The 24,382-nt window shown below is 70.0% G+C and carries 19 protein-coding genes, 6 tRNA genes, 1 pseudogene and 1 riboswitch; of the genes and pseudogenes, 13 read left to right on the top strand and 13 right to left on the bottom strand.

Annotation, left to right across the window (positions count from 1 at the left end; all coding sequences use genetic code 11):
- Positions 1–11 precede the first annotated feature (11 nt).
- Positions 12–168: riboswitch (cyclic di-AMP (ydaO/yuaA leader) on the bottom strand.
- A gap of 283 nt (positions 169–451) precedes the next feature.
- From ABT114_RS07235 to ABT114_RS07225, 3 genes are all read right to left on the bottom strand, one after another.
- Positions 452–1,723, bottom strand: a complete 1,272-nt coding sequence (locus tag ABT114_RS07235) for a PP2C family protein-serine/threonine phosphatase (protein ID WP_351139452.1) — start codon at positions 1,721–1,723, stop codon at positions 452–454.
- A 215-nt stretch (positions 1,724–1,938) separates the two neighbouring features.
- Positions 1,939–2,012, bottom strand: a tRNA-Met gene (locus ABT114_RS07230).
- A gap of 76 nt (positions 2,013–2,088) precedes the next feature.
- Positions 2,089–3,219 carry a dihydrofolate reductase family protein gene (locus tag ABT114_RS07225; protein WP_351139450.1) on the bottom strand — a complete coding sequence of 377 codons (1,131 nt, stop codon included), beginning with the start codon at positions 3,217–3,219 and terminating at the stop codon, positions 2,089–2,091.
- 134 nt (positions 3,220–3,353) lie between these two features.
- Here ABT114_RS07225 and ABT114_RS07220 point away from each other — a divergent pair, with 134 nt between their 5' ends.
- Complete coding sequence (locus ABT114_RS07220) at positions 3,354–3,869, top strand: MarR family winged helix-turn-helix transcriptional regulator (protein ID WP_351139448.1); 516 nt, start codon at positions 3,354–3,356, stop codon at positions 3,867–3,869.
- 119 nt (positions 3,870–3,988) lie between these two features.
- Complete coding sequence (locus ABT114_RS07215) at positions 3,989–4,630, top strand: GTP cyclohydrolase II (RefSeq protein WP_351139446.1); 642 nt, start codon at positions 3,989–3,991, stop codon at positions 4,628–4,630.
- A 28-nt stretch (positions 4,631–4,658) separates the two neighbouring features.
- Here the strand turns inward: ABT114_RS07215 and ABT114_RS07210 are convergent, their stop codons facing one another.
- Both ABT114_RS07210 and ABT114_RS07205 read right to left on the bottom strand, forming a co-directional pair.
- Entirely contained in the window at positions 4,659–5,003 is a 345-nt protein-coding gene (locus tag ABT114_RS07210; RefSeq protein ID WP_351139444.1) for a hypothetical protein, read from the bottom strand.
- 29 nt (positions 5,004–5,032) lie between these two features.
- Positions 5,033–5,419: a hypothetical protein gene (locus tag ABT114_RS07205; RefSeq protein ID WP_351139442.1), complete on the bottom strand. Its 387-nt coding sequence runs from the start codon at positions 5,417–5,419 to the stop codon at positions 5,033–5,035.
- 516 nt (positions 5,420–5,935) lie between these two features.
- On the opposite strand from ABT114_RS07205, the gene ABT114_RS07200 reads away from it, so the two are divergent.
- Complete coding sequence (locus ABT114_RS07200; RefSeq protein ID WP_351139440.1) at positions 5,936–6,178, top strand: hypothetical protein; 243 nt, start codon at positions 5,936–5,938, stop codon at positions 6,176–6,178.
- Positions 6,179–6,335: 157 nt separating this feature from the next.
- On the opposite strand, the gene ABT114_RS07195 is transcribed toward ABT114_RS07200, so the two are convergent.
- From ABT114_RS07195 to ABT114_RS07180, 4 genes are all read right to left on the bottom strand, one after another.
- Positions 6,336–6,408, bottom strand: a tRNA-Lys gene (locus ABT114_RS07195).
- Positions 6,409–6,517: 109 nt separating this feature from the next.
- Entirely contained in the window at positions 6,518–8,053 is a 1,536-nt protein-coding gene (locus tag ABT114_RS07190; protein ID WP_351139438.1) for an amino acid permease, read from the bottom strand.
- 147 nt (positions 8,054–8,200) lie between these two features.
- Entirely contained in the window at positions 8,201–10,435 is a 2,235-nt protein-coding gene (locus ABT114_RS07185; protein WP_351139436.1) for a DEAD/DEAH box helicase, read from the bottom strand.
- A gap of 261 nt (positions 10,436–10,696) precedes the next feature.
- Positions 10,697–11,227 (bottom strand): hypothetical protein, encoded by a 531-nt coding sequence (locus ABT114_RS07180; protein ID WP_351139434.1) that lies wholly within the window; start codon positions 11,225–11,227, stop codon positions 10,697–10,699.
- Positions 11,228–11,651: 424 nt separating this feature from the next.
- On the opposite strand from ABT114_RS07180, the gene ABT114_RS07175 reads away from it, so the two are divergent.
- Positions 11,652–12,002, top strand: a complete 351-nt coding sequence (locus ABT114_RS07175) for a metallopeptidase family protein (protein WP_351139432.1) — start codon at positions 11,652–11,654, stop codon at positions 12,000–12,002.
- Positions 12,003–12,101: 99 nt separating this feature from the next.
- Here ABT114_RS07175 and ABT114_RS50550 read toward each other — a convergent pair.
- Positions 12,102–12,173, bottom strand: a pseudogene (locus ABT114_RS50550) (metallopeptidase family protein); the annotation flags it as partial.
- A 94-nt stretch (positions 12,174–12,267) separates the two neighbouring features.
- On the opposite strand from ABT114_RS50550, the gene ABT114_RS07170 reads away from it, so the two are divergent.
- The 7 genes from ABT114_RS07170 (at position 12,268) to ABT114_RS07140 (ending at position 19,099) form a co-directional block, all read left to right on the top strand.
- A complete protein-coding gene (locus tag ABT114_RS07170) occupies positions 12,268–13,872 on the top strand; it encodes a metallophosphoesterase family protein (RefSeq protein WP_351139430.1) in 1,605 nt (534 codons plus the stop codon).
- Between the two features lie 80 nt (positions 13,873–13,952).
- Positions 13,953–14,025: transfer RNA gene (locus ABT114_RS07165), tRNA-Glu, on the top strand.
- A gap of 50 nt (positions 14,026–14,075) precedes the next feature.
- Positions 14,076–14,150 (top strand) — tRNA-Asp (locus ABT114_RS07160).
- A 24-nt stretch (positions 14,151–14,174) separates the two neighbouring features.
- A tRNA-Phe gene (locus ABT114_RS07155) sits at positions 14,175–14,248 on the top strand.
- Between the two features lie 151 nt (positions 14,249–14,399).
- Positions 14,400–18,368 (top strand): ATP-dependent RNA helicase HrpA, encoded by a 3,969-nt coding sequence (hrpA, locus tag ABT114_RS07150; protein ID WP_351139428.1) that lies wholly within the window; start codon positions 14,400–14,402, stop codon positions 18,366–18,368.
- Positions 18,369–18,460: 92 nt separating this feature from the next.
- Positions 18,461–18,535, top strand: a tRNA-Asp gene (locus tag ABT114_RS07145).
- A gap of 369 nt (positions 18,536–18,904) precedes the next feature.
- On the top strand, positions 18,905–19,099 hold the full coding sequence (locus ABT114_RS07140) for a DUF6274 family protein (RefSeq protein WP_351139426.1): 195 nt from the start codon (positions 18,905–18,907) through the stop codon (positions 19,097–19,099).
- Between the two features lie 510 nt (positions 19,100–19,609).
- Here the strand turns inward: ABT114_RS07140 and bldC are convergent.
- Positions 19,610–19,816 carry a developmental transcriptional regulator BldC gene (gene bldC / locus ABT114_RS07135; RefSeq protein WP_003949541.1) on the bottom strand — a complete coding sequence of 69 codons (207 nt, stop codon included), beginning with the start codon at positions 19,814–19,816 and terminating at the stop codon, positions 19,610–19,612.
- 543 nt (positions 19,817–20,359) lie between these two features.
- Positions 20,360–21,211, bottom strand: a complete 852-nt coding sequence (locus tag ABT114_RS07130; protein WP_351139424.1) for a DUF8083 family protein — start codon at positions 21,209–21,211, stop codon at positions 20,360–20,362.
- A gap of 222 nt (positions 21,212–21,433) precedes the next feature.
- On the opposite strand from ABT114_RS07130, the gene ABT114_RS07125 reads away from it, so the two are divergent.
- Positions 21,434–22,531: a Leu/Phe/Val dehydrogenase gene (locus ABT114_RS07125; protein WP_351139422.1), complete on the top strand. Its 1,098-nt coding sequence runs from the start codon at positions 21,434–21,436 to the stop codon at positions 22,529–22,531.
- 309 nt (positions 22,532–22,840) lie between these two features.
- Positions 22,841–23,098 (top strand): DUF3073 domain-containing protein, encoded by a 258-nt coding sequence (locus ABT114_RS07120; RefSeq protein ID WP_351139419.1) that lies wholly within the window; start codon positions 22,841–22,843, stop codon positions 23,096–23,098.
- Positions 23,099–23,302: 204 nt separating this feature from the next.
- Here ABT114_RS07120 and purM read toward each other — a convergent pair whose 3' ends face one another.
- Positions 23,303–24,370 carry a phosphoribosylformylglycinamidine cyclo-ligase gene (purM, locus tag ABT114_RS07115; protein ID WP_351139417.1) on the bottom strand — a complete coding sequence of 356 codons (1,068 nt, stop codon included), beginning with the start codon at positions 24,368–24,370 and terminating at the stop codon, positions 23,303–23,305.
- Positions 24,371–24,382: the final 12 nt, after the last annotated feature.

The following is a 24,382-nucleotide window of genomic DNA, read 5'->3' as shown; positions in this document are numbered from 1 at the left end:
GTGGGCGTGCTCCTTTCCTTCCTTCTCGCCTACCGGGTTAGCTGACGGGTTCGGAGCAGGAAGGTCTCCTACGCGCGTATACCGCCCGTTTTTCACGGCGGTGTCCGTGCGATTCACCCCAAGGTGGTGGTTCCCCGGTTCCCTTGCGGGATTCGGCGCGTGCGCACGGAGCCGTCTCTTGTGACGGCTGGGACGACCGCGCTGCGTTATCGAACGTTAATAGACCCGGGGGCGTGATTCCAAGCCGTTCTGCTTGATCATTAACATTTTCGGCCTGGACTTACAGGCCATGACCGGCGGAAATCGGGCGAGTTACCCCTCATTTGCGCCCCCTGCGCGCCCCCGCGGGAACACCTCAGGAAACACACAGGTTTTGATGGTGACTCAGATGTTATGCGCAGGGGGGTCGTCCGGTCACTCCCGGTCACGGAGGTGGGTACCCGGCCATCGGTCACGGCCGTCGTACGGCGAGCAGCGCCATGTCGTCCGTCATCCCGCCCCCGGAGTGCCGGCGCACGTCCTCCGCGAGGGCGGCAAGCAGCGCCTCGGGGTCGCGGAAGCGGCGGCCCGCGAGCCGCTCCTCGGGGTCGTAGAAGCGGCCGTAGGCGTCGCGGGCCTCGGAGACGCCGTCGGTGTGCAGGAGCAGGGTGGCGCCGCTCGGGAAGCCGGCCTCGTCCGCGTGGTCGGGCCAGGTGCCCAGCTCGCCCATGCCGAGCGGCAGGGCCGGCTCGCGGGCGAGCAGCGTGCGCACGGTGCCGTCCGGGTGCAGCAGCAGCGGCGGCGGATGCCCGCGGTTGAGGATCCGGACGACCCCGTCGCCGTGCGGGAACTCGGCGAGTACGGCGGTGGTGAATCCCTCGAAGGCGTCCAGCCCGTCGCGCCGCGTGCCCTCGCGCGCCAGCGCCCGCTCCAGCCGCTGCGCGACCGCCTCCAGCGTCGCCTCCTGCTCGGCGGCCTCCCGGAAGGCGCCGATGATGACGGCCACGGCCGCCACCGCGCCCATCCCCTTGCCCCGTACGTCCCCGACGACGAGGCGCACCCCGCGCGGGCTGTCCTGCACCGCGTACAGGTCGCCGCCGATGAAGGCGTCTGCCTGGGCCGCCTCGTAGCGGGCCGCGATGTCGTACCCGCCGATCTGCCCGGCGGGCTCGGGCAGCACCGCGCGCTGGGCGGCCTCGGCGATCTCGCGGGCGCTGGCGAGCCGCTGGTCGCCGCGGCGCACACCGCGGTTGATGACCGCGGCCATGGCGGCCACCGTGGCCACGGTGACGACCTCGGTGACCATGTCCGCGTCCGGGCTCAGCCCGAACCTGGCGTGTACGGCGTACGCGGCGACGAAGGCGGCGGCCCCCGTGACGACGGTGCCGACGAAGGAGTACAGCGGGGCTGCCACCAGGGGGGCGGCTGTGAAGAAGGGGATCGCGGTGAAGTCGCGGGGGGTGCAGAGGTCGTAGACGATGCCGCCGACGGCCAGCAGCACGGGGACCATCTGGAGGAGGGCCCGCACGGACGAGATCCGCCGCTCCGCGTCGCCCGAACCGCCTGAACCGCCCGCACCGGGAGGGACGGGCGGAACGGGCGCCTCGTCGCCGAGGCCGGGGTCGGGCACCGGGTCGGCCGGGAGCCGGCCGCCGGCCCGGGCGTAGGGGACGACGCGGTAGTCGTCGTAGGGGGTGGCGGGCTCGTCGGGTGGGCCCTCGCCCGTCAGGTCACCAGGCCGCACCACTTGTCTCCCGCCGTCCCGCGCGAACTCCCGCGCTCACGCCACGAAGGTTCCAGGTTTGCCGGAGTGGGGGTGGGGGGCGAGCGGTGTGGGCCGACCGGATGACAACAGCCGCGATGGATTGCAACAACCGCGATGGACGGCAACAACACTCAGGGCCGGAATAACACTCAGGGCCGGAATCCATGAACTGGATTCCGGCCCTGAGCCTTCAGTAGCGGGGACAGGATTTGAACCTGCGACCTCTGGGTTATGAGCCCAGCGAGCTACCGAGCTGCTCCACCCCGCGTCGTTAAGACCAGCATACGCCATCCGCGGGACAAGATGCGCAACGGTTGAAACCAGGTCCGTGGGCCTTGCTCGGCTCAGCCCGGCAGATGCCGGTTCGGCGCCTTCGCAGCCGCCTCGTACTCCGGCAGTACGACGACCTCCGCGCCCTCGGCCACCAGCACCGCGTTGCCGTCGGCGCCGGCGACGAAGGTGTCCGGTTCCCGCCAGGCGGTCACCACGCGCCGTACCCCCGCGTCGAGGATCAGGCGGGCACACGGCGCCGGCCGGGAGGCCCGCCGGGCGCACGGTTCCAGGCTGCTGTACACCGTCGCGCCCCCGAGCCTGGGATCCGCCGGGTCGATCTTCGCCAGTGCCGCCTCCTCGGCGTGCACGACGGGATCGTCGCCCTCGCGGGAGTACCCCCGCGCAAGCTCCGTGCCGTCGGCGGCCACCACCACCGCCCCCACACTGAACGCGGTCCGCGACGGCGGGCACTGCGCCGCCAGTTCGCAGGCGAGCGCCAGCCAGTGCCGGTCGGCGGCGGAGGCGGCGCTTCCGGTGCCGGGTGCGGTGGGCTCGTAGCGCATGAGGACGACGTCCTCGATCCGCCGGGTCTCCACGAGCCGCAGCCGACCGCCCTGGTAGGCGCCCGGCCCGAAGAGGCGGGGCGCGTCGGGGTCGCCCACGAAGAGCGGGGCGAGGACGAGCTGGAGTTCGTCGGCGAGCTCCTGCTGGAGCAGCTGGGTGTGGATGGTGCCGCCGCCCTCGACCATGAGCCGCCGCACGCCCCGTACGTCGTGCAGGTGTTCCAGCAGCCGCCGCCAGTCGAGCTCCGCGCCCAGGGCGACGACGTCGGCCGCGAGTCCCGCCCGCCGGGCGCGTTCGGCGCCCTTGTCGGTCGTGTAGACGACCTTCTCGCCGCCGGTGTGCCAGAACCTCGCCGCCGGATCCAGCTCGCCGGATCCGCTCACGGTGACCTTGAGGGGGTACTCCGGCTGCCCGGCGGCGACCCGGGCGGCCCGTCGCTCGGGCGAGTTCACCAGCAGCCGGGGGTTGTCGGCGCGGATGGTGCCGGCGCCGACCAGGATCGCGTCGACGGAGGCCCGTACCTCGTCGACCCGGTCGAAGTCGGCGGGGCTGGAGAGCAGCAGCCGCTCGGGGCCGGTGTCGTCGAGGCAGCCGTCGAGGGAGACGGCGGCGGACAGCAGGACGTACGGGAACGGCATCGGCGCGCTCACTCTCGGAGGCGGGTACGGGGCGGGTACGGCAGGTACGGCAGTACGGCAGGTACGGCGCGGGGGGCTTGGCGGGCTTGACTGGCGGGCTTGGTTCAACTTTGAAACAAACTTACACTGGCGGCATGACGACTCGCTGGCTCACCTCCGAGGAGCAGCGCGCCTGGCGCGCGTACATGGCCGCGAAGCACCTCATGGAGGACGCGATCGACCGGCAGCTCCAGCGGGACGCCGGCATGCCCCACCTCTATTACGCCATCCTCGCCAATCTCTCCGAGGCGCCGGAACGCCGCTTGCGCATGACCGACCTCGCCGAGCGGTCGAAGATCACGCGCAGCCGGCTGACGTACGCGGTGACCCGGCTGGAGAAGGACGGTCTGGTGCGGCGGGAAGGGTGCCCCTCGGACAAGCGGGGCAATCTCGCGGTCCTCACGGACGCCGGCATGGCAACCCTGGAACGCACCGCACCCGGACACGTCGAGACGGTCCGCGCCTCCCTCTTCGACCACCTCACACCGGAACAGGTGGGACAGCTGGAGGAGATCTTCACCGGCATCACGCGGGCGCTCCAGGACGACGAGGCACGCCCGACGGCGGACGACGTGCCGTGGCGGCGCCGGTCCTCTCCCCCCTGTTCGTGACCCTCGTCATATAACGGCCGGAAACTGGTTGCTTCAAATTTAAAGCATGGGCTAGGGTCTGATCCTCAGGTTCTGCTTCAAATCTGAAGCAGATGTCCCTCCGGACCCGGAGAACCCGCATGCCCGACTTCCCCGCCGCCACCCAGCGCTCCCGCGTCCGGGTCCCGCTGCGCTTCCACGACGGCTACGGCGTCGACGCCGAACTGGTGACCTTCCACGGCCTGACCGACGGCCAGGAGCACGTCGCGATCGTCCTCGGCGACCCGTCGCCCGGCACCACCCCACTGGTCCGCCTGCACTCCGAGTGCCTGACCGGCGACGTCTTCGGCTCGGCCCGCTGCGACTGCGGCCCCCAGCTGCGCGAGGCGGTCGAACGCATCGCCGACCGCGGCGGAGTGCTGCTCTACCTCCGCCAGGAGGGCCGCGGCATCGGCCTCTACAACAAGCTCGACGCGTACGCCCTCCAGGACCAGGGCCTCGACACCTACCAGGCGAACGCCGCCCTCGGCCTGCCGGAGGACGCCCGCGACTACACTGCGGCCGCCCAGATGCTCCAGGCCCTCGGCATCACCGCCCTGGACCTGCTCTCCAACAACCCTGACAAGGCCGACCAGCTCCGTGCCCTGGGCACCGACGTCCGCGACCGCGTCCCCACCGGCGTCTTCACCACCCCGCACAACGTCCGCTACCTCCGCGCGAAGGTCCTCCAGACCCAGCACACGCTGCCGCTGGGGGAGCTTTCGGGGCTGAACGCGGGCTGAACCACCCGGCCACCGGTTCGTGCGGCGTTCACGACCACACCCAACCGGCGGCCACGGCTTGAGCCGCCACGAATACCGTCCCCACGGGTCTGACCAGGCGGAGCCTTGCGCTCGCTGTCCCGGAAGCGGCGCCCCATGCGGCAGCCGCCAGGAAGACGGGGAGTGCGATGCCGACAAGCAGGGCGAAGCCCGGGTCATTGACCGTGCCACTGCCCTGACGTGCCCCGTATCCGAAGGCGAAGCACGCCATGATCAGCAACGAGCCGAACATATGCGGGTGATCGTTGCCCGTTGCCGCCTTGCGAGGGACCAGTCCCAGCCCGACGATCGCGGCGATCTCAACGATGGCCAGCGCCTCGAGAACCGGTTTCATGACGTCTCGTCACCACTTCCTGCGTACGTTCATCCCGCGATGCGCCCGAAGAACCCGAGGGCGAACGCGTAGGGCACCACCAGCAGGAGCGCGGGCCGAACGGCACGCCCCCCTCCGTCCCCGCCCCAGGCGTAGGCGAGGGCGCTGGAGTTGCAGCCGCCCATGAACGCCGGCGTCATGAATCCGAACAGCTCCCCCCACCCCCCGACCACGACCGACGCGAGCGCATGGCCGGCGACGGCCACTGCGGCGCAGATCAGGTTGATCGGGTCTTCCAGCGGACGCCAGGGCGCGCCCCCTTTGCGTCCGCGTCCGGTGAACCGGGCGTAGCCCGCGTACCCCAGCGCGGGCAGACCCGCGATCGCCAGCAGTACGGCACACATGGTGCCGGTGTCCTGGTCGGCCAGGAACCCCATGATGACTCCAGGAAACCGGGACGGAGTTGCTCCCGTGCTCACGTCATGACGCCGGATGCGTCACCACCGAGCGCGATCCAAAGTCAGGAAGCTGTGAAGAAAGACCCTCTGAGTCCCCATCAGCGCGACAAGAAGCGATCAGATCGCCGCACCCCCTCTTGACTTCCAGGGTTGGAAGCTCCGGTTTGCCTGGCGGCTATCGCTTGGCTTTGGCAAAGCTGTGGAATTGATCGCCGTGAATCCGGACAGAGTCAGTCCAACCCTGGGGATCCCGGGCTGCACACTGCGACGACACCGCGTCCCACCTGCACGTTTGGATCGTGACAAACCCGTGATCGATGACGTCGGCAAAGCGGGACAGGTACCCGCCACCGCTGTCCATCACCAGGTAGCGGTCCGCTCACGCATTCGGCATGTCCGGCTGCTGGGGGAAAGCGAGGATCAGGCACGATCTCCGTGAAGACGATCGCCGCAGTAGTCGCGGGCAATAGGAATACGGCGCCCCTTCAGCCGACCATGCTGGGGCGCAACGGCAGTTACACGGTCTTCCGCAAACTCCACCAGAACGTCGCCGAGTTCAGGCGCTACCTGAGGGACAACTCCACCGGGGCCCAGGACGAGGAACTGATCGCGGCGAAGACCATGGGCCGCCGGCGCAGTGGGGCCCCTCTGACGCTCGCCCCGCAGCACGACGACCCGGCACTCGGCGCCGACCCGCACCGCCGTAACTCCTTCCTGTACGAGCGGGACGATCGCTGACCGGGTGACGCCGTAGTGATTCGCTCCCCGAAGATCAGGTCGATCCGCTCACGCATCGCTCACGCACGGGCCGGAAACGAAGCAGCGCCCGAGCCGACCAAAGTCGACACGGACGCTGCGTAGCAGGTCAGAGGGCATATCCTCCGCCTACCACCGGTAGGCCCTGTGGGACTCGAACCCACAACCAATGGATTAAAAGTCCACTGCTCTGCCAATTGAGCTAAGGGCCCAGGCGATGTTGCCTCCCCGAGCATAGCCGGACGCGGCCGAGTCTCCGATCGGGTATCGGGGACCCGGCCGCGTCGGACGGCGCGACGGTGTCGCGGTCGGCCGGGAGTGTCACGGATCGACCGGTTCGGGGGCGCCCTTGCGGGACGCCTCGCGGGCGATCGTGCGGGCGTGTTCGGGGTTGAGGAACCAGTGGCGGGCCGACGCCAGCCACCAGGTCGCCGCGAAGCCGAGGACGGCGAGGACGGCGACGGGGGCGTAGTTGAAGGTCTCCCAGGTCACCGGGGAGACCTGGGGGAGCATGAAGAGGATCGTGATGACCCCCACCCAGGCCACCGCCACCACGCCGATCGCCCTCGACCAGCGGCCCAGGTGCCACGGCCCCCGCTCGAACGCCTCGCCCTTGCGCAGCCGCAGCAGCGTCGGGACGACGTAGGCGATGTAGAGGCCGATGACGGCGATCGAGGTCACCGCCGCGTAGGCCGTCACGTTGATCAGGTACGGGAGGCCGAGGACCAGCGCGCCGGCCGCCGCCAGCCAGACCGCCGCGACCGGGGTGCGGGTGCGCGGGCTGACGGTGTGCCAGACGTGCGAGAGGGGGAGGGCGCCGTCGCGCGAGAAGGCGTAGATCATCCGGCTGTTGGCCGTCACCGACGCCATCCCGCAGAACAGCTGCGCGCCGATCACGACCAGCAGGAGCAGCTTGCCCGAGGTCGCGCCCAGCGCGTCGAGGAGGATCTGCGCGGGCGGCGCGCCAGTGGGCGACGCGAGCTCGTCGTCGTAGGACTGGATCGCGAAGGTGAAACCCAGGAGGAGTACGAAGCCCGCTATCCACGACGTCCAGATCGAGCGGACGATGCCCTTCGGGCCCGCCGTCGACGCGTCGTGCGTCTCCTCCGTCATGTGGGCGGAGGCGTCGTAGCCGGTGAAGGTGTACTGGGCCATCAGCAGGCCCAGGAGGACGACGTACACGCCACTGCCCCAGCCCGTGTTGTTCACGAACTCCGTGAAGACGAAGGACGCCGACTGGTGGTCGTCGGGGACGAAGGTCAGCGCGCCCACGATGACCGCCACGCCCAGCACGTGCCACCACACGCTCACGCTGTTCAGCAGCGCGACGATACGCACGCCGAAGGTGTTCAGCAGGCCGTGCAGCACCAGGATCCCGGCGAACAGCAGCACCGTCCGGCCCGGCGTCACCTCGAAGTCGAACTGCAGGTTCAGGTACGCGCCCAGGAACGACGCCGCCCCGAAGTCGATGCCCGCCGTCACCGCCACCTGGCCCAGCACGTTGAACCAGCCCGTGAACCAGGCCCAGGCGGCCGCCGTCCGCGGCGGCGCCAGCCGGTGCGCCCAGAAGTACAGGCCGGCCGACGTCGGGTAGGCCGAACAGATCTCCGCCATCGACAGGCCGACGAAGAGTGTCATCAGGCCTACGGCGACCCAGCCCCACACGATCACGGCGGGGCCGCCCGTGTTCATGCCGAACAGGTAGAGGGTCAGGCAGCCCGACAGGACCGAGATGATCGTGAAGGAGACCGCGTAGTTGGAGAACGCCGACATCCGGCGGGCGAGAACCTGCGTGTAACCGAGCTGGGCCAGCCGTTCCTCGTCCGAGAGCCCGCTCTTTATGGCGTCATCTGTCATGCCCCCAGCGATTCCCTCGCCGGGGGCGTGACATGCGTCACTCGGTGGCCAGGAAATGCCCTTGTATACGCCCCAGCCGCCCCGGGAACGCCGAAGGGCCCGTACGACCGGAGTCGTACGGGCCCTTCGTGGATCGGTCAGCAGACGTCAGCCGTTGCGCTTCCAGCGCGGCTTGTCGTCGCGGCGGCCGAAGGAGGAGCCGGTGCCGCCGGTGCCGCGGTGGTCGTCACGACGGCCGTTCGGGCGGTCGTGACCGGCGGAGCGGAAGCCGGGGCGGTCGTCACGGCGGTCGCGGTTGAAGGGGCGGTCGCTGCCACGGTGACCGGCACGGTCGTCGCGGCGGAAGCCGCCACGGTCGCCACCCCGGTCGTCACGACGCTCGAAGGAACGGCCACCACGGTCGTTGTCACGACGCTCGAACCCACGGTCGTCACGACGCTCGAAGGAACGGCCACCACGGTCGTCACGACGGTCGTCCCGGCGGTCGTCACGGCGGAAGCCGCCACGGTCGTCACGACGCTCGAAGGAACGGCCACCACGGTCGTTGTCACGACGCTCGAACCCACGGTCGTCACGACGCTCGAAGGAGCGGCCACCGCGGTCGTCACGACGGTCGTCACGGCGGAAGCCGCCACGGTCGTCCCGGCGGTCCCGGTCACGGTTGAAGCCGCCCCGGTCGTCACGACGCTCGAAGGAACGGCCACCACGGTCGTTGTCACGACGGTCGTCGCGGCGGAAGCCACCACGGTCGCCACCCCGGTCGTCACGGCGCTCACGGCGCTCGTACGAGGAGGAGGACGACGCCGTACGCTCCTCGCGCTCGGCCCGGTCGACGTCCTGCGCCGCCGGCTGCTCCGGCACCGAGACCTCGGCGACGGACTGCGACGCCTCGGCCTGAGCCTCGGCAACCGCCGCCTCCGGGTCCTCGCCGCGCTCGCGGGCGACCCGGGCGACGAGGCGGTCGGCATCCTCGCGCAGCTCGGTCGCGCGGCGCTGCGCCCGCTCCAGCTCCTTGGTCAGCTGGGCGACCTCGCGCTCGGCCTGCTGGGCGGCGTTGCCCGCGGACTCGGCCTGGACCTCGGTCATCGACCGGGCGCCGGTGATCTCGGCGACCTCCGGCTCGAAGGCGGTGCCGCCCTGGATGATGTGGCGCCCGGCGTCGACGCCGGCGTCCTCCATGAGGCGGAAGATCTGGCGGCGCTGGTGCGGGAGGGAGAGGGAGACCACGGTGCCCGTGCGGCCGGCGCGGGCCGTGCGGCCGGCGCGGTGCAGGTAGTCCTTGTGGTCGCCGGCGGGGTCGACGTTGAGGACCAGGTCGATCCCGTCGACGTGGATGCCTCGCGCGGCCACATCGGTGGCGACCAGGACGTTGACGTAACCGTCCTTAAAGTCCGCCAGCGTCCGGGTACGGGCGCCCTGGGTCATGCCGCCGTGCAGCGCGTCGGCCTTCACACCGGCGTCGCGCAGCTGCTCGGCGACGCGGTCGGCCCCCAGCTGGGTGCGGACGAAGATGATCGTGCGGCCCTTGCGGGAGGCGATCGCGGCCGTGACCGGCGCCTTGTCCTTGGGCTTCACGATGAGGATGTGGTGGGACATCGTCGTGACCGCGCCCTGCGCCGCGTCGACCTCGTGGCTGACCGGGGCGTTGAGGTACCGGTCGACGAGGGTCTTGATCTCGTTCTCCATCGTCGCGGAGAAGAGCATGCGCTGACCGCCGGCCGGGACCTGGTCCAGCAGCTCGGTGACCTCGGGCATGAAGCCCAGGTCGGACATCTGGTCGGCCTCGTCGAGGACGGCGATCTGCACGTTCTCGAGGGAGCAGGCACCGCGGTTGATGATGTCGCGGAGGCGGCCGGGGGTGGCGACCAGGATGTCGACGCCGCGCTCGAGGGCGTAGATCTGGTTGCCCATCGACGTGCCGCCGCAGACGACCTTCATCTTCAGGCCGACGACGTCGCCGTACGGCTGCAGCGCGTCCGCGACCTGCATGGCGAGCTCACGGGTCGGCGTGAGGATGACGGCGCGCGGCTTGCGCTTCTCGGTGCGACCGCCGGCCAGCGTGGCCAGGGTCGGCAGACCGAAGGAGAGGGTCTTGCCGGAGCCGGTGCGGCCACGGCCGAGGATGTCCTTGCCGGCCAGGGCGTCCGGGATGGTCGCGGCCTGGATCGGGAAGGGGGTGGTCACGCCGTTCTGGGCGAGCTTGCGCACGACGCCCTCGGGGAGGCCGAGGTCCGCGAAGGTGAGCTGCGGGGCCTCGGTCGTCGTCTCGGTCTCGGCGACGGCCTCGACGGTCGTCTCGGCAACCGTCTCGACGCTCTCGGCGTCGATGGGGTTCTCGCCGTTCTCGGGCACGACGACGTGATCAGTACTGGAAATGGACATGCGAATGCGAAACCTTCCGGAGTCTCGTCGGCACGCGCCCGTCAACTCCGTGTTTCGCAAACGACCGCCTCAATGCGGTCAGCCACGGCAAGGGAGAGTACGCGCCACACGGCGCGCTCTGCATTGGCGCCGGGCAAATGGGATCAAACGATCTGCCACCATACGCACCCTCCACCCCCCAGCGCAAATCCGACCCCATAACCGCAGGTCAGGAAGGCTTCCCCGCCTTGGAAACCATGGCCATCCCGGCCGTCGTGGCCATCACGGCGCCGGCGATCCCGCCTCCGGCGCCGGTTCCCGCTGCACCATCTGCGGACCGGTCTCCTCGTGTGCCGACGACGACGGCTCCGCGATCGTCGGGTCCGGCGACACCGGCGGCTGCGGCGACGGCTCCTTGGTCGGCTCCGGCGGTGGAGTGGTCCTCGTCGGGCTCGGCTGCGCCCCGGTCGGCGACGGCTCCCCCGGCTTCACGGTCTGCCCCGGCCCGGCGTCCGCCGACGCGCCCGGGCTCGCGCCCGCCGACGGCGAGGCCGACGGGGACGAAGACTCCCCGTCCTTCCCCTTGCCGTCCTTGCCGTGCCCGTGCTCACCGCCACCCGCCGACCCGCCGTACCCGGCACCGCCGCCGGAGACGGCCTGTCCGCCGTCCGGCGCCGCACCGCCTCGCTGCCCCGCCGAGTGCGACGGCCTGGCCCGGCTTCCGTCGTCGGCCCCCACACTCATGCAGCCGGCGGCAGCGGCCACGGCCATGACCGTCACGGCCAGGCGGACGGGTACGTACAAGGGGCGCACGGGAGCCACCTCCGGGTGGGCGAAGAAGTCAAAGTGCCCAACTCCCGCCGCCCACAAGAAGACACGCGCCCACCGGCCGTACCCGAGCGGGTCCCGTCAGCCGTACCCGAGCGCGTGCAGCCGCGCGTCGTCGATGCCGAAATGGTGGGCAATGCGGCGGACGCTTGGCCCGTCGTGACCATGGCCTGGCATGAGCCGACGGCTCCCAAGCGGGTCCACGACGCTTATGCGGCCCTCCGGGAGGGTCTGGACGTGGTGGCCTCCGGGAGGAGTTCCAGGGGCTGCGGGCGGCCGACGAACGCCAGGAGCGAGAGCGGCGGGAGGCGCACGCGGCCCACCTGGCGGGTGGGCCGGCCCCCAAGGCGTACAAGCGCGCCGGGGCCGCGCCTACCCCACCACGGGCCGAGTCCAGGACAATGGCTCTGTGCTGGAAATGACGCGTGACAGGTTCGAAGAACTGGTGAGTGAGGCCCTGGACCAGATCCCGCCGGAGCTGACGCGGGTCATGGACAACGTGGCCGTCTTCGTGGAGGACGAGCCGTCCGCCGACGACCCGGAGCTACTGGGCCTGTACGAGGGGACCCCGCTCACGGAGCGCGGGGAGTGGTACGCGGGGGTCCTCCCCGACCGGATCACGATCTACATGGGCCCGACCCTGCGCTACTGCGAGACGCCGGAGGACGCGGTCCACGAAGTCGCCGTGACGGTCGTCCACGAGGTGGCGCACCACTTCGGTATCGAGGACGCCCGGCTCCACGAACTGGGCTGGGGCTGACTCCCCGGCCCACCGTGCCACCAACCCTCAGCCCTTGACCAAGGGCGATACCTGACCTGAGCGACCGGTCATCGGGTTGCCCGAAGATCAACAAAGAGGCAGCTCCGGCGGAATCCGGTCGAGCGCCCCGGCGACCAGTTCCTCGAACTCCTCGCGCGTCATCTCCAGCACACGGCCATTGTCCGGTACGACGGCCCCGTAAGCCCCGTCCGAGAGTCGCGCGCTCCTCCGCATACCCGCCCCCGGCCGTGGGCATACGGGACCAATGGTCCGCGTCCCCGTCCGCGTCCGTGTCCCCGTCGCCGCCCTGAACCGCATCCGCAGGGCGCCCCACGCCCTGTCCCGCCGCCGAACCCGCCACCGCCCCCAGCCGGTCGTCGAGCTCGTCCCCCAGCCGCGCCCCTGGGCCCGCGCCCTGGGCCTGGTGACCGTGGTCCTCGCCGGGGCCTGGCTGGGGCTGCTGATCGTGGGGAACGTGCGGGTCCCGGTGGGCCCCATGGACACCACGATGACCCTGCGCCCCTCCCTCACCGGCGGCACGAAGATCAACGTCTCCCCGCTGGGCGCGCTGAGCCTGGACAGCCATGTCGCGCCCGTCCGGCTGGACGTGAACGTCGACCAGCTCGACCCGGTCCGCTCCCAGGCCCTGGTCGACCACCCCGAGCGCATCACGGGCCTCCAGGACGAGGTCACCCGGGACGTGGAGCACGGCACGCTCGACCTGGCCGTACGCTCCTGCGTCGCCGTGGTCTCCGGCGCCACGGCCCTCGGTCTCGCGGTCTACCGCCGCCCCCGCCGCGCCCTCGCGGCCGGCGGACTGGCCCTGGCCCTGCTCGCGGCCTGCGGCGGGACCGCGTACGCCACCTGGAACCCGAAGTCGGTCCTGGAGCCGAGGTTCTCGGGCCTGCTGTCCTCCGCGCCCTCCCTGGTGGGCAACGCACGCAGCATCGTCACCGAGTTCGACGTCTACCAGCAGGAGTTGGCGCGCCTGGTGACGAACGTGACGAAGCTGTACGACGTCACGTCCACGCTGCCCACCTACTCGCCGGACCCGGGCACCATCCGCGTCCTGCACGTCTCCGACATTCACCTCAACCCGGCGAGCTGGAAGATCATCGCCTCGCTGGTGGAGCAGTACAAGGTGAACGTGATCGTCGACTCCGGCGACACCATGGACCACGGCACGGCGGCGGAGAACGGCTTCCTGGACCCGATCGCGGACCTCGGCGCTCCCTATGTGTGGGTCCGCGGCAACCACGACTCCCTCCTCACCCAGCGCTACCTGGGGCGGATGAAGAACGTGCACGTCCTCGACGAGGGCCGCGCCGAGACCGTCGCGGGCCTGCGCTTCGCGGGCATCGGCGACCCGCAGTTCACGCCGGACCGCTCGACGCAGCCGGGCGGCGGCGCGGCGGAGGAGCTGGCGGGGGCCCGACTTGCCGCGGCCCTGCGCGACCAGAAGGCCGCGGGCACCCCGGTCGACGTGGCCATCGCCCACGAGCCCTCCGCGGCCCGCGGGACGGACGGCGAGGTGCCCCTCGTCCTGGCCGGCCATCTGCACCACGAGGGGACGGAGGTCATGAAGTACGGCACCCGGCTCCGGGTGGAGGGCTCGACGGGCGGCAGCGGGCTGCGGGCCGTGGAAGGCAAGTACCCCGACCCGATCGAGGCATCGATCCTCTACTTCGACCGCGACACCCAGCGCCTCCAGGCCTGGGACGAGATCAAACTGGGCGGCCTGGGCCTGACGACGGCCGAGGTCAGCCGCCACCTCCCGGAGGAGAACCAGCCGGGGGCGATCCAGTCACCGACACCGTCCCCGAGCGAGTCCCCCAGCCCGTCCGCAACCCCCTCCGCCACCGCCCCGTAAACCGTTTTGGCGATACCTCCCGCCATCCCATATGCTTCTCACGTCCCCGACGCGCTGAGAAGCGCCCAGGCGGGCCGATAGCCCTCATCGTCTAGCGGCCTAGGACGCCGCCCTTTCAAGGCGGTAGCACGGGTTCGAATCCCGTTGGGGGCACGCAGTACGGTGTGCGACACTTACGTTCGCTGGTTCGCACACAACAGCATGGTCCTGTGGAGCAGTTTGGAGTGCTCGCCACCCTGTCAAGGTGGAGGCCGCGGGTTCAAATCCCGTCAGGACCGCTGAGGTTTCTTCGGAAGCCTCGTGGCTGGGTAGCTCAGTTGGTACGAGCGATCGCCTGAAAAGCGATAGGTCGCCGGTTCGACCCCGGCCCCAGCCACAAGCCAAGGGCCCCGTCCATTCGGATGGGGCCCTTGTCGTATACCCGCACGCCCCTTCGCACGGCGCGGCGCAAGCCCTGACCTGCGCCACGCGCCGGAGGCAATAAGGGTTCGCCACGGATTTCTCCGGGATGAGATCCTGGATCGCGTATGTCTACGCACCCTGCCCCCGCCCTCGGCGCCCTCGCCCCCCGCCTGACCGAGCTGTCCCTGCGCGACGCGCACCGGCTCGGGCGCAGGCTCGAGGGTGCGCGCAAGATCCGTAAGCCGGAGGCCCGCGCCGCCGTCCTCGCCGAGATCGAGGCGGAGGTCGCGAAGGCCGAGCAGCGGATGGGCGAGCGGCGCGCCCGCGTGCCGGCCGTCACCTACCCCGAGCAGCTGCCGGTCAGCCAGAAGAAGGACGAGATCGCGGCCGCCATCCGTGATCACCAGGTCGTCATCGTCGCCGGTGAGACCGGGTCCGGAAAGACCACGCAGATTCCCAAGATCTGCATGGAGCTGGGGCGTGGCGTGCGCGGCATGATCGGGCACACCCAGCCCCGCCGGATCGCCGCCCGTACCGTCGCCGAGCGGGTCGCCGAGGAACTGCGAGCCCCCCTCGGGGAGGCCGTCGGCTGGAAGGTCCGGTTCACCGACCAGGTGAGCCCGGACGCCACCTTCGTCAAGCTCATGACGGACGGCATCCTGCTCGCCGAGATCCAGACCGACCGCGAGCTGCGCGCCTACGACACGATCATCATCGACGAGGCCCACGAGCGGTCCCTCAACATCGACTTCCTGCTCGGCTACCTCGCCCAGCTGCTGCCCAAGCGCCCCGACCTCAAGGTCGTCATCACCTCGGCGACCATCGACCCCGAGCGCTTCTCCCGGCACTTCGGCGACGCCCCGATCGTCGAGGTCAGCGGCCGTACGTATCCGGTCGAGGTGCGCTACCGCCCCCTCCTGGAGGAGGACGGCGACGACTCCGACCGCGACCAGATCACCGCGATCTGCGATGCCGTCGAGGAGCTCCAGGGAGAGGGCAAGGGCGACATCCTCGTCTTCCTCTCCGGCGAGAGGGAGATCCGGGACACGGCCGACGCGCTGGTCAAGAAGAACTACCGGTTCACCGAGGTCCTCCCCCTCTACGCCCGGCTCTCCCACGCCGAGCAGCACCGCGTCTTCCAGCCTCACACCGGCCGCAGGATCGTTCTCGCGACCAACGTCGCCGAGACCTCGCTGACGGTCCCGGGCATCAAGTACGTCATCGACCCCGGCTTCGCCCGTATCTCCCGGTACAGCCACCGCACCAAGGTCCAGCGGCTTCCCATCGAGGCCGTCTCCCAGGCCAGCGCCAACCAGCGCAAGGGCCGCTGCGGTCGTACGTCCGACGGCATCTGCATCCGGCTGTACTCCGAGGACGACTTCCTCACCCGGCCGGAGTTCACGGACGCGGAGATCCTCCGTACGAACCTCGCCTCCGTCATCCTCCAGATGACCGCGGCCGGCCTCGGCGACATCGAGAAGTTCCCCTTCATCGACCCGCCGGACCACCGCAACATCCGCGACGGTGTGCAGTTGCTGCAGGAGCTGGGCGCCCTCGATCCCGCGCAGAAGGACGTACGCAAGCGGCTCACCGACACCGGCCGCAAGCTCGCCCAGCTGCCCGTCGACCCCCGGCTGGCCCGTATGGTCCTGGAGGCCGACAAGAACGGCTGCGTCCGTGAGGTCATGGTGATAGCGGCCGCGCTCTCCATCCAGGACCCGCGCGAGCGCCCCGCCGACAAGCAGACCCAGGCCGACCAGCAGCACGCCCGCTTCAAGGACGAGACGAGCGACTTCCTCGCCTTCCTCAACCTCTGGCGCTACATCCGCGAGCAGCAGAAGGAGAGGGGTTCCTCCGCCTTCCGTCGGATGTGCAAGCAGGAGTACCTGAACTTCCTGCGCATCCGTGAGTGGCAGGACATCTACACGCAGCTGCGCACGGTCGCCAAGCAGATGGGGATCCATCTCAACGAGGACGACGCCCCCGAGCACAGCGTGCACGTCTCGCTCCTCGCCGGCCTCCTCTCCCACATCGGGATGAAGGACGTGAAGGAGGCCGGGGGCGAGGGCGGGAGGAACACGGGCAAGAACGAGTACCTGGGCGCCCGCAGCGCCAAGTTCGCGATCTTCCCCGGCTCGGCCCTCTTCAAGAAGCCCCCGCGCTTCGTGATGTCGGCGGAGCTGGTGGAGACGAGCCGCCTCTGGGCCCGCGTCAACGCGAAGATCGAGCCGGAGTGGATCGAGCCGCTCGCCGAGCACCTCCTCAAGCGCACGTACAGCGAGCCGCACTGGGAGAAGGACCAGGCGGCCGTGATGGCGTACGAGAAGGTCACGCTGTACGGCGTGCCGATCATCGCCCAGCGGAAGGTCAACTACGGGCGGATCGATCCGGAGACGTCCCGCGAACTTTTCATTCGCAATGCCCTCGTCGAGGGCGACTGGCGCACGCACCACAAGTTCTTCGCCGACAACCGCAAGCTCCTCACCGAGGTCGAGGAGCTGGAGCACCGCGCCCGGCGCAGGGACATCCTGGTCGACGACGACACCCTCTTCGACTTCTACGACCAGCGGGTCCCCGAACACGTCGTGTCGGGCGCCCACTTCGACTCCTGGTGGAAGCACAAGCGGAACGAGCAGCCCGACTTCCTCGACTTCGAGCGGGAGATGCTCATCCGGGAGTCGGCGGAGGCTGTCACCAAGGCCGACTATCCGGACTCCTGGCGGCAGGGGCCGCTGAAGTTCCGCGTCACCTACCAGTTCGAGCCGGGCGCGGACGCCGACGGTGTGACCGTGCACATCCCGCTCCAGGTCCTCAACCAGGTCACGGACGAGGGCTTCGACTGGCAGATCCCGGGCCTGCGCGAGGAAGTGGTGACGGAGCTCATCCGTTCCCTCCCCAAGCCGATCCGCCGCAACTACGTGCCCGCGCCGAACTACGCGAAGGCGTTCCTGGAGCGGGCGGTGCCGTTGCAGGAGCCGCTCACCACCACCATGGCCCGTGAGCTGAAGCGCATGGTCGGCGTCCCCTTCGAGGCCGACGACTTCGACTGGGCCAGGGTCCCCGACCACCTGAAGATCACCTTCCGGATCGTCGACGAGCGGCGCCGCAAGCTGGCCGAGGACAAGGCTCTGGAGCCCTTGAAGCTCCGGCTCAAGCCGAAGGCCCGCCAGGCCCTCTCCCAGGCCGCGGCGGCCACCGCCGAGCGCCAGGGCGGCGGAGCCATCGAGCGGACGGGCCTGACCGACTGGACCATCGGCACGCTCACCCGCGTCTTCGAGACCCGTCGCGCCGGCCAGCCGGTGAAGGCGTACCCGGCGCTGGTCGACGACGGCGACACGGTTTCCGTACGCCTCTTCGACACGGAGGCGGAACAGGCCGAAGCCATGTGGAAGGGCACGCGGCGCCTGATCCTCCGTAACATCCCGGTGAACCCGGCGAAGTTCGCGTCCGAGAAGCTGACGAACGCCCAGAAGCTCGCCCTTTCGGCGAACCCGCACGGCTCGATCCAGGCCCTGTTCGACGACTGCGCGATGGCTGCGGCGGACAAGCTGATCGGCGACTTCGGGGGTCCGGCGTGGGACGAGGAGTCGCACCGGAAGCTGTACGACAAGGTGCGCTCCGAGATCGTCGACACGACGGTCCGTACGGTCGGGCAGGTGCAGCAGGTGCTGGCCGCCTGGCAGGCCTGTGAGCGCCGCCTGAAGGGCGTACGCAGCCCCGTCCTCCTGGCAAACCTCCAGGACGTACGCAAGCAGCTGGACGCCCTCGTGAAGCCCGGCTTCGTCACGGCGGCCGGGCTGCGGCGCCTGCCCGACCTGATGCGCTACCTGGTCGCCGTCGATCGCCGCCTACAGCAGATGCCGACCAGCGTCCAGCGGGACACGACCCGTATGGAGAAGGTCCACGAGATGCAGGACGAGTACGCGTGGCTGCTGGAGCAGATGCCCCAGGGCCGCCCGGTCCCCTCCTCGGTCCTGGACATCCGCTGGATGATCGAGGAGCTCCGGGTCAGCTATTTCGCCCACGCACTGGGCACGGCGTACCCCGTCTCCGACAAGCGGATCGTGAAGGCGATCGACGCGGAGATTCCGTGACGGCACCTGCACGCTGGGTGAGTTCGACCAGGGGGCTCACCCTCCTGTACAGTCCTTCTCGCAGCGCAACGCAGGAAAGCGCCGCGAAACCTGGTCCTGTGGAGCAGTTTGGAGTGCTCGCCACCCTGTCAAGGTGGAGGCCGCGGGTTCAAATCCCGTCAGGACCGCATAGATCGACTGAGGCCCGCGCCCAACATGGGATGCGGGCCTCAGTCATTCCCACCGCCCCCACCCGGACAGGGCGGAGGCCGCGCCCGCGGCGCAGCCGCAATCGGGGACAGCGCAACCCGTCAGGGCCGCACAGATCGACCCAGGCCCGCACCCAACATGGGATGCGGGCCTCAGTCATTCCCGGCAGTGCCGCATGGGACCCGAGGGCCCTGGTCCTGCGAGCCGGGCCCACCCTCGCGCGTCCACGTCCCGCCTTCTGGCGCGGCCGCGCAGGCCCCGGGCGCCGACGCCGTCTTGACGCCGTCACATCCGCCCAGTACCCAGGGAGCAGGGCCCCCTTCCCCGCACGGCCCCGGAGGTGGCGTATGGCGGCGTCGTCGGCCAGGCATGAGACGCGGGCGTTGCTCCGTGCGCATCTGGCGGCCGCGTCGTCCTACCGGCACCTGACCCGCCACTGCCCCGTCTGTCACCGCCTGCTGCGGCTGGCGATGGACGCGGCTCCCCAGGGCGCGGAGGACGCCACGGAGGCCGTCGAGGACGAAAGCCCTGCCACGGCATGACCAGCGCCGGCGCGCCTCCTTTAGCCCACATGAGCCAGAGGCAACAAGGAGTTCGGCGTGTGACGGGTGTCACCGCATGAGTTTTTGAAAGCGCGGTACTTACCCCGCTCCTACAACTGTTCAATTTAATATGTGCAATTGCACTGGTGTCGGCAGCCGTACACAGGAGATGCGACACGCCTCCCCAGACTCCGACAAGGCCGCTCACAGACCGGCCGTCAGCACGCGGCCCGGACATCACGCGGGCATCACCCGGGAACCACCCGGGCACTACCGGGCCACGCCAGGACACCGGCAAGGCGCCGCCGGGGCACCGCCAGAGCACAAAAAAAGATCGCGCTGGACCCGGCGGAGTCCAGCGCGATCCACGACGCACCCTGTTCAGTTGCCTGACCGCTTGGGCGGGGGGCCTGTTGGGGCAGGACCCGCGTCGCTTGGAGCTGTGGTGTCGGGCGCCTCGGCGGGTTGGGGGGCCTGCCGGTTTGCCCGGTATTCAGTTGTTCGGGCTGTTCAGGCCTCGCTGCGCTGCTGCGGGATGCCCGCGAGCAGCGCGCGGACCTCAGCCTCGCGGTAACGGCGGTGCCCGCCGAGCGTGCGGATGGACGTGAGCTTGCCGGCCTTCGCCCACCGCGTGACCGTCTTGGGGTCGACGCGGAACATGGTGGCGACCTCAGCCGGGGTCAGCAGCGGCTCGGCATCAGGGGTGCGAGCGGTCATGAGCGGCCTCCTCGGGAGAACCGAACCTTCTCGGTTCTTTCCTCTAAATTCTGCACCTTGACCCGCGTTGCCCGAAATGGCGGACGCGAGTCGAGTCGGTTATAGGACGAACGGCTTGTCCTCGGCACTACAACTACACCATCTGTCCAGCCGCGTCGGCCAAACCGATGGAATTGCCCTCCCAGGTGTTCATCAGCGACGGAAGCCGATGGACCATGCCATAGCGGACAGTCACGCCACTGTGACGATCAGTCACAGTGGCGATCAGGAGTCACCAGACCCCCTAAAGCACGCAATACCGAGAATCCGCCCACAGTGGAGCACAGTTGGACAGACGGAGCCCTCCCCGGACTCCTTGTCCTATTTTGGCACGAGGAGGGGCAAGGGATGCAAGAGACGGGTACGTGCGATCTGTCACGCTTGACACAAACGCCCGGATCGGGACCTACGTCCCGTCAGTTCCTCGAAGTCCGGTAGACCGTACGTCGTTCGCAGCGCTCTCGGGCCGTGACGTACGTCACCCGCGTAACGCCTGTCACATCGTCAGTTCGCCGAACGCCGGTCCCGTACCGACCGCCACCGCTCCACGAGCCGGACGTACGCCTCGCCCGCCGCGGCCCCGTCGCCACGCCGCAGCGCCTCGATCCCCTCGGCCACGTCCGCCGCCGAGTGGTCGCCCTCCAGCTCGCCGGCCGGCAGGACGTGCACCAGCCCGCCGTAGTCCAGCTCCACCAGCGAGCGCGGATGGAACTCCTCCAACCAGCGCCCCACGTCCACCAGCCCGTCGATGAGCGGCCCCTCGTCCATGCCCTCCTTGAGGGCGCGCAGTCCCCGTGCCACCCGGCGCCGCGCCTGCACCATCGGCGTGCGGTAACGCAGCACGGGCGACTCGTCCTCGGCGGCGCCGGCCCCCTTGTCGTACTCCCGCTCCTCGTCGGAGACGAGCACGAACCAGCTCAGCGGCACCTGCCAGGTCGCCGTGCGGATCCAGGGGCGGGCGTCGGGGTTGCGGGCGAGCCAGCGCTCGTAGTCCTGGGCGGCCTGGCCGCGCACGAGCGGCGGGAGCACGGCGTCCAGGACCGTCCTCGGCAACTCCTCGGGCAGCTCCTCCAGCGCCTGCCAGCCGCGCAGCCGGGTGCGCCAGGGGCAGACGCAGAGCACTCCCTCCACGTCGAGCACGAACCCGTCCCCGCTCTCGTGCACCGGCACCGGGATCGGCGGGGTGGGCAGCAGGTCGGCCAGCGAGCGGCGCAACTCGTCCTGGTAGGAAGGGCGCTCCGCACGCCGGGCGTAGCGCGCCCAGTGACTTCGCTCCGGTTCCGGGAAGGCGGCCAGCGGTTCGTAGACGCGTAGATAGCTCGCGTACGGGACGATCACCGAGGACACCTTGGGCACGCCTGCTCCATCCCCCACGGACCGACCGGGAAACCTGCGGAACTCGCACACAAACACGCGGGAAAACTATGCAAATGGTCGCACGGCCGTACTCCGGGGGTAGGTGATCCTCAGCACTGCGCGGCCGGCGGGCACGGGCAGGCTCTACCCTCATGCCACAGCGCCCGCCACCTGTACGGGAGCTGGTCTCCGACCGCCGCTACTTACCCAGGAGTCACCACAGTGACCGATGTAACCGGCGCGCATGCTGATGTACTGCACACCCTGTTCCACTCGGACCAGGGGGGTCATGAGCAAGTCGTGCTCTGCCAGGACCGCGCCAGCGGCCTCAAGGCCGTCATCGCCATCCACTCCACCGCCCTGGGCCCCGCCCTCGGTGGTACGCGCTTCTACCCGTACGCGACCGAGGCGGAGGCCGTCGCCGACGCCCTGAACCTCGCGCGCGGGATGTCGTACAAGAACGCCATGGCCGGCTTGGACCACGGCGGCGGCAAGGCCGTGATCATCGGTGACCCCGACAGGATCAAGACGGAGGAGCTGCTCCTCGCCTACGGCCGTTTCGTCGCCTCGCTCGGCGGCCGGTACGTCACCGCCTGCGACGTCGGCACGTACGTCGCCGACATGGACGTCATCGCGCGCGAGTGCCGCTGGACCACCGGGCGCTCCCCCGAAAAGGGCGGCGCCGGCGACTCGTCGGTCCTGACCGCCTTCGGGGTCTACCAGGGCATGCGGGCCTCCGCCCAGCACCTGTGGGGCGACCCCTCGCTGCGCGACCGCACGGTCGGCATCGCGGGCGTCGGCAAGGTCGGGCACCACCTGGTGGAGCACCTGCGGGCGGAGGGCGCCCAGGTCGTGATCACGGACGTGCGCGCGGACGCCGTACAGCGGATCCTCGACAGGCACCCGGAGGGCGTGTCCGCCGTGGCCGACACCGACGCGCTGATCCGGATCGAGGGCCTCGACATCTACGCCCCCTGCGCGCTCGGCGGGGCGCTGAACGACGCCACCGTGCCGGCGCTGACCGCCAGGATCGTCTGCGGTGCGGCCAACAACCAGCTCGCCCACCCGGGTGTGGAGAAGGACCTCGCCGACCGCGGGATCCTCTACGCGCCGGACTACGTGGTGAACGCCGGCGGGGTCATCCAGGTCGCCGACGAGCTGCACGGTTTTGACTTCGAGCGGTGCAAGGCGAAGGCCGCGAAGATCTTCGACACCACGCTGGCCATCTTCGCACGTGCGAAGGCGGACGGGATTCCGCCGGCCGCCGCGGCCGACCGGATCGCCGAGCAGCGGATGGCCGAGGCACGTTCAGCACACTGACGCGGGGGCACACTGAGAGTGTGCTCACGGGTTCGAGCGGTACCCGTCGGCGGGAACTTCGAGAGAACTCTCACGTCCACCGGCGGGTCGTGCTCGGATAAGTGGTTAAAATCGCCACTGACCAGCGAGGACAGGGCGCCTCGAAGGTCCTGCGCACACGCGCTTCCTGCGGGCGACGTACCGTATGGGCGCGGGCTCAGGTACCGTGGAAGCCCTACGGACCGGCCTCTCTACGGAGAGTCCGTTCCGGATCATGAACGCGTGTCAGACTCTGGGGCCGTCGAGCCCCGTCACCGAGGGGGTCGAGCCATGGGGCGCGGCCGGGCCAAGGCCAAGCAGACGAAGGTCGCCCGCCAGCTGAAGTACAACAGCGGTGGGACTGACCTGTCGCGTCTGGCCAGCGAGCTGGGCGCATCGACTTCGAGCCAGCCGCCGAACGGCGAGCCGTTCGAGGACGACGACGAAGAAGACGACCCGTACGCGCAGTACGCGGATCTGTACAACGACGACGATGAGGACGAGGACGACGAGTCCGGTCCTTCGTCGCAACAACGTCGCGGCGCTTGACGCAGCAGCGCCTCCTGCAGTTTCCGCGGCTCCCGTAGCAACTGCACTTCACCCGGTCCGGGGCATCAGCGCCGGACCGGGTTTCGCGCTGTCGTCTCTGGGGCTGTCGCATCTGGGCTGCCGTGGGTCCGGGACTTCCGTGTCTCGGACCCACGTCTCTTGGTCTGCCGTCGCTCGGACCGCCGTCGCGCGGACCGCCGTGCCTCAGGCCGCGTAGTCGCCGACCAGCTCGGCGCCCGTCGCGTGGTCGCCCCGGTCCGTGATCTCACCGGCGACCCAGGCCTCGACCCCACGGTCGGCCAGCGTCGCCAGGGCCACGTCGGCCGACTCCTCGGGCACGATCGCGATCATGCCGACGCCCATGTTCAGGGTCTTCTCCAGCTCCAGGCGCTCGACGTCGCCGGTCTTCCCGACGAGGTCGAAGATCGGCGCCGGCGTCCAGGTGGAGCGGTCGACGATCGCGTGCAGGCCGTCCGGGATGACGCGGGCCAGGTTGGCGGCGAGTCCGCCGCCCGTGACGTGCGAGAAGGCGTGCACGTCGACGGTGCGGGTCAGGGCCAGGCAGTCCAGCGAGTAGATCTTGGTGGGCTCCAGGAGCTCCTCGCCCAGCGTGCGGCCGAGCTCCTCGATCCGCGCGTCCAGCGACAGGCCCGCCTGGTTCAGCAGGACGTGCCGGACGAGCGAGTACCCGTTCGAGTGAAGCCCGGACGCCGCCATGGCGATCACGGCGTCACCCTCGCGGATGCGGTCCGCGCCGAGCAGCCGGTCGGCCTCCACAACGCCCGTACCGGCGCCGGCGACGTCGAAGTCGTCCGCGCCCAGCAGGCCGGGGTGTTCGGCCGTCTCACCGCCCACCAGGGCGCAGCCGGCCAGCACACAGCCCTCGGCGATGCCCTTGACGATGGCGGCCACCCGCTCGGGGTGGACCTTGCCGACGCAGATGTAGTCGGTCATGAACAGCGGCTCGGCGCCACACACGACGATGTCGTCCATGACCATCGCGACCAGGTCGTGGCCGATGGTGTCGTACACGCCCAGCTGCCGGGCGATGTCGACCTTCGTGCCGACGCCGTCCGTGGCGGAGGCGAGCAGCGGACGCTCGTAGCGCTTGAGGGCGGAGGCGTCGAAGAGGCCGGCGAAGCCGCCGATGCCACCGAGGACCTCGGGGCGCTGGGCCTTCTTCACCCACTCCTTCATCAGCTCTACGGCGCGGTCGCCCGCTTCGATGTCGACGCCCGCGGCTGCGTAGCTGGCACCAGTTGTCTCAGACATGGCGGTGAGAAC

Origin of the sequence: Streptomyces sp. NPDC002088, from assembly GCF_040296605.1 — a bacterium.
Taxonomy (GTDB): Bacteria; Actinomycetota; Actinomycetes; order Streptomycetales; family Streptomycetaceae; genus Streptomyces.
Note: the sequence above shows the minus strand (reverse complement) of the source record. Positions and strands in the feature narration are given on the sequence as shown.

What these genes read in the sequence shown, in the direction of transcription:
- ABT114_RS07225 (WP_351139450.1), bottom strand. Translation starts at nt 3,219, where the DNA reads ATGCCGTTCCCGTACGTCCTGCTGTCCGCCGCCGTCTCCCTCGACGGC.
- ABT114_RS07220 (WP_351139448.1), top strand. Translation starts at nt 3,354, where the DNA reads ATGACGACTCGCTGGCTCACCTCCGAGGAGCAGCGCGCCTGGCGCGCG.
- ABT114_RS07215 (WP_351139446.1), top strand. Translation starts at nt 3,989, where the DNA reads ATGCCCGACTTCCCCGCCGCCACCCAGCGCTCCCGCGTCCGGGTCCCG.
- ABT114_RS07210 (WP_351139444.1), bottom strand. Translation starts at nt 5,003, where the DNA reads ATGAAACCGGTTCTCGAGGCGCTGGCCATCGTTGAGATCGCCGCGATC.
- ABT114_RS07205 (WP_351139442.1), bottom strand. Translation starts at nt 5,419, where the DNA reads ATGGGGTTCCTGGCCGACCAGGACACCGGCACCATGTGTGCCGTACTG.
- ABT114_RS07200 (WP_351139440.1), top strand. Translation starts at nt 5,936, where the DNA reads ATGCTGGGGCGCAACGGCAGTTACACGGTCTTCCGCAAACTCCACCAG.
- ABT114_RS07190 (WP_351139438.1), bottom strand. Translation starts at nt 8,053, where the DNA reads ATGACAGATGACGCCATAAAGAGCGGGCTCTCGGACGAGGAACGGCTG.
- ABT114_RS07185 (WP_351139436.1), bottom strand. Translation starts at nt 10,435, where the DNA reads ATGTCCATTTCCAGTACTGATCACGTCGTCGTGCCCGAGAACGGCGAG.
- ABT114_RS07170 (WP_351139430.1), top strand. Translation starts at nt 12,268, where the DNA reads ATGGTCCGCGTCCCCGTCCGCGTCCGTGTCCCCGTCGCCGCCCTGAAC.
- hrpA (WP_351139428.1), top strand. Translation starts at nt 14,400, where the DNA reads ATGTCTACGCACCCTGCCCCCGCCCTCGGCGCCCTCGCCCCCCGCCTG.
- ABT114_RS07140 (WP_351139426.1), top strand. Translation starts at nt 18,905, where the DNA reads ATGGCGGCGTCGTCGGCCAGGCATGAGACGCGGGCGTTGCTCCGTGCG.
- bldC (WP_003949541.1), bottom strand. Translation starts at nt 19,816, where the DNA reads ATGACCGCTCGCACCCCTGATGCCGAGCCGCTGCTGACCCCGGCTGAG.
- ABT114_RS07120 (WP_351139419.1), top strand. Translation starts at nt 22,841, where the DNA reads ATGGGGCGCGGCCGGGCCAAGGCCAAGCAGACGAAGGTCGCCCGCCAG.
- purM (WP_351139417.1), bottom strand. Translation starts at nt 24,370, where the DNA reads ATGTCTGAGACAACTGGTGCCAGCTACGCAGCCGCGGGCGTCGACATC.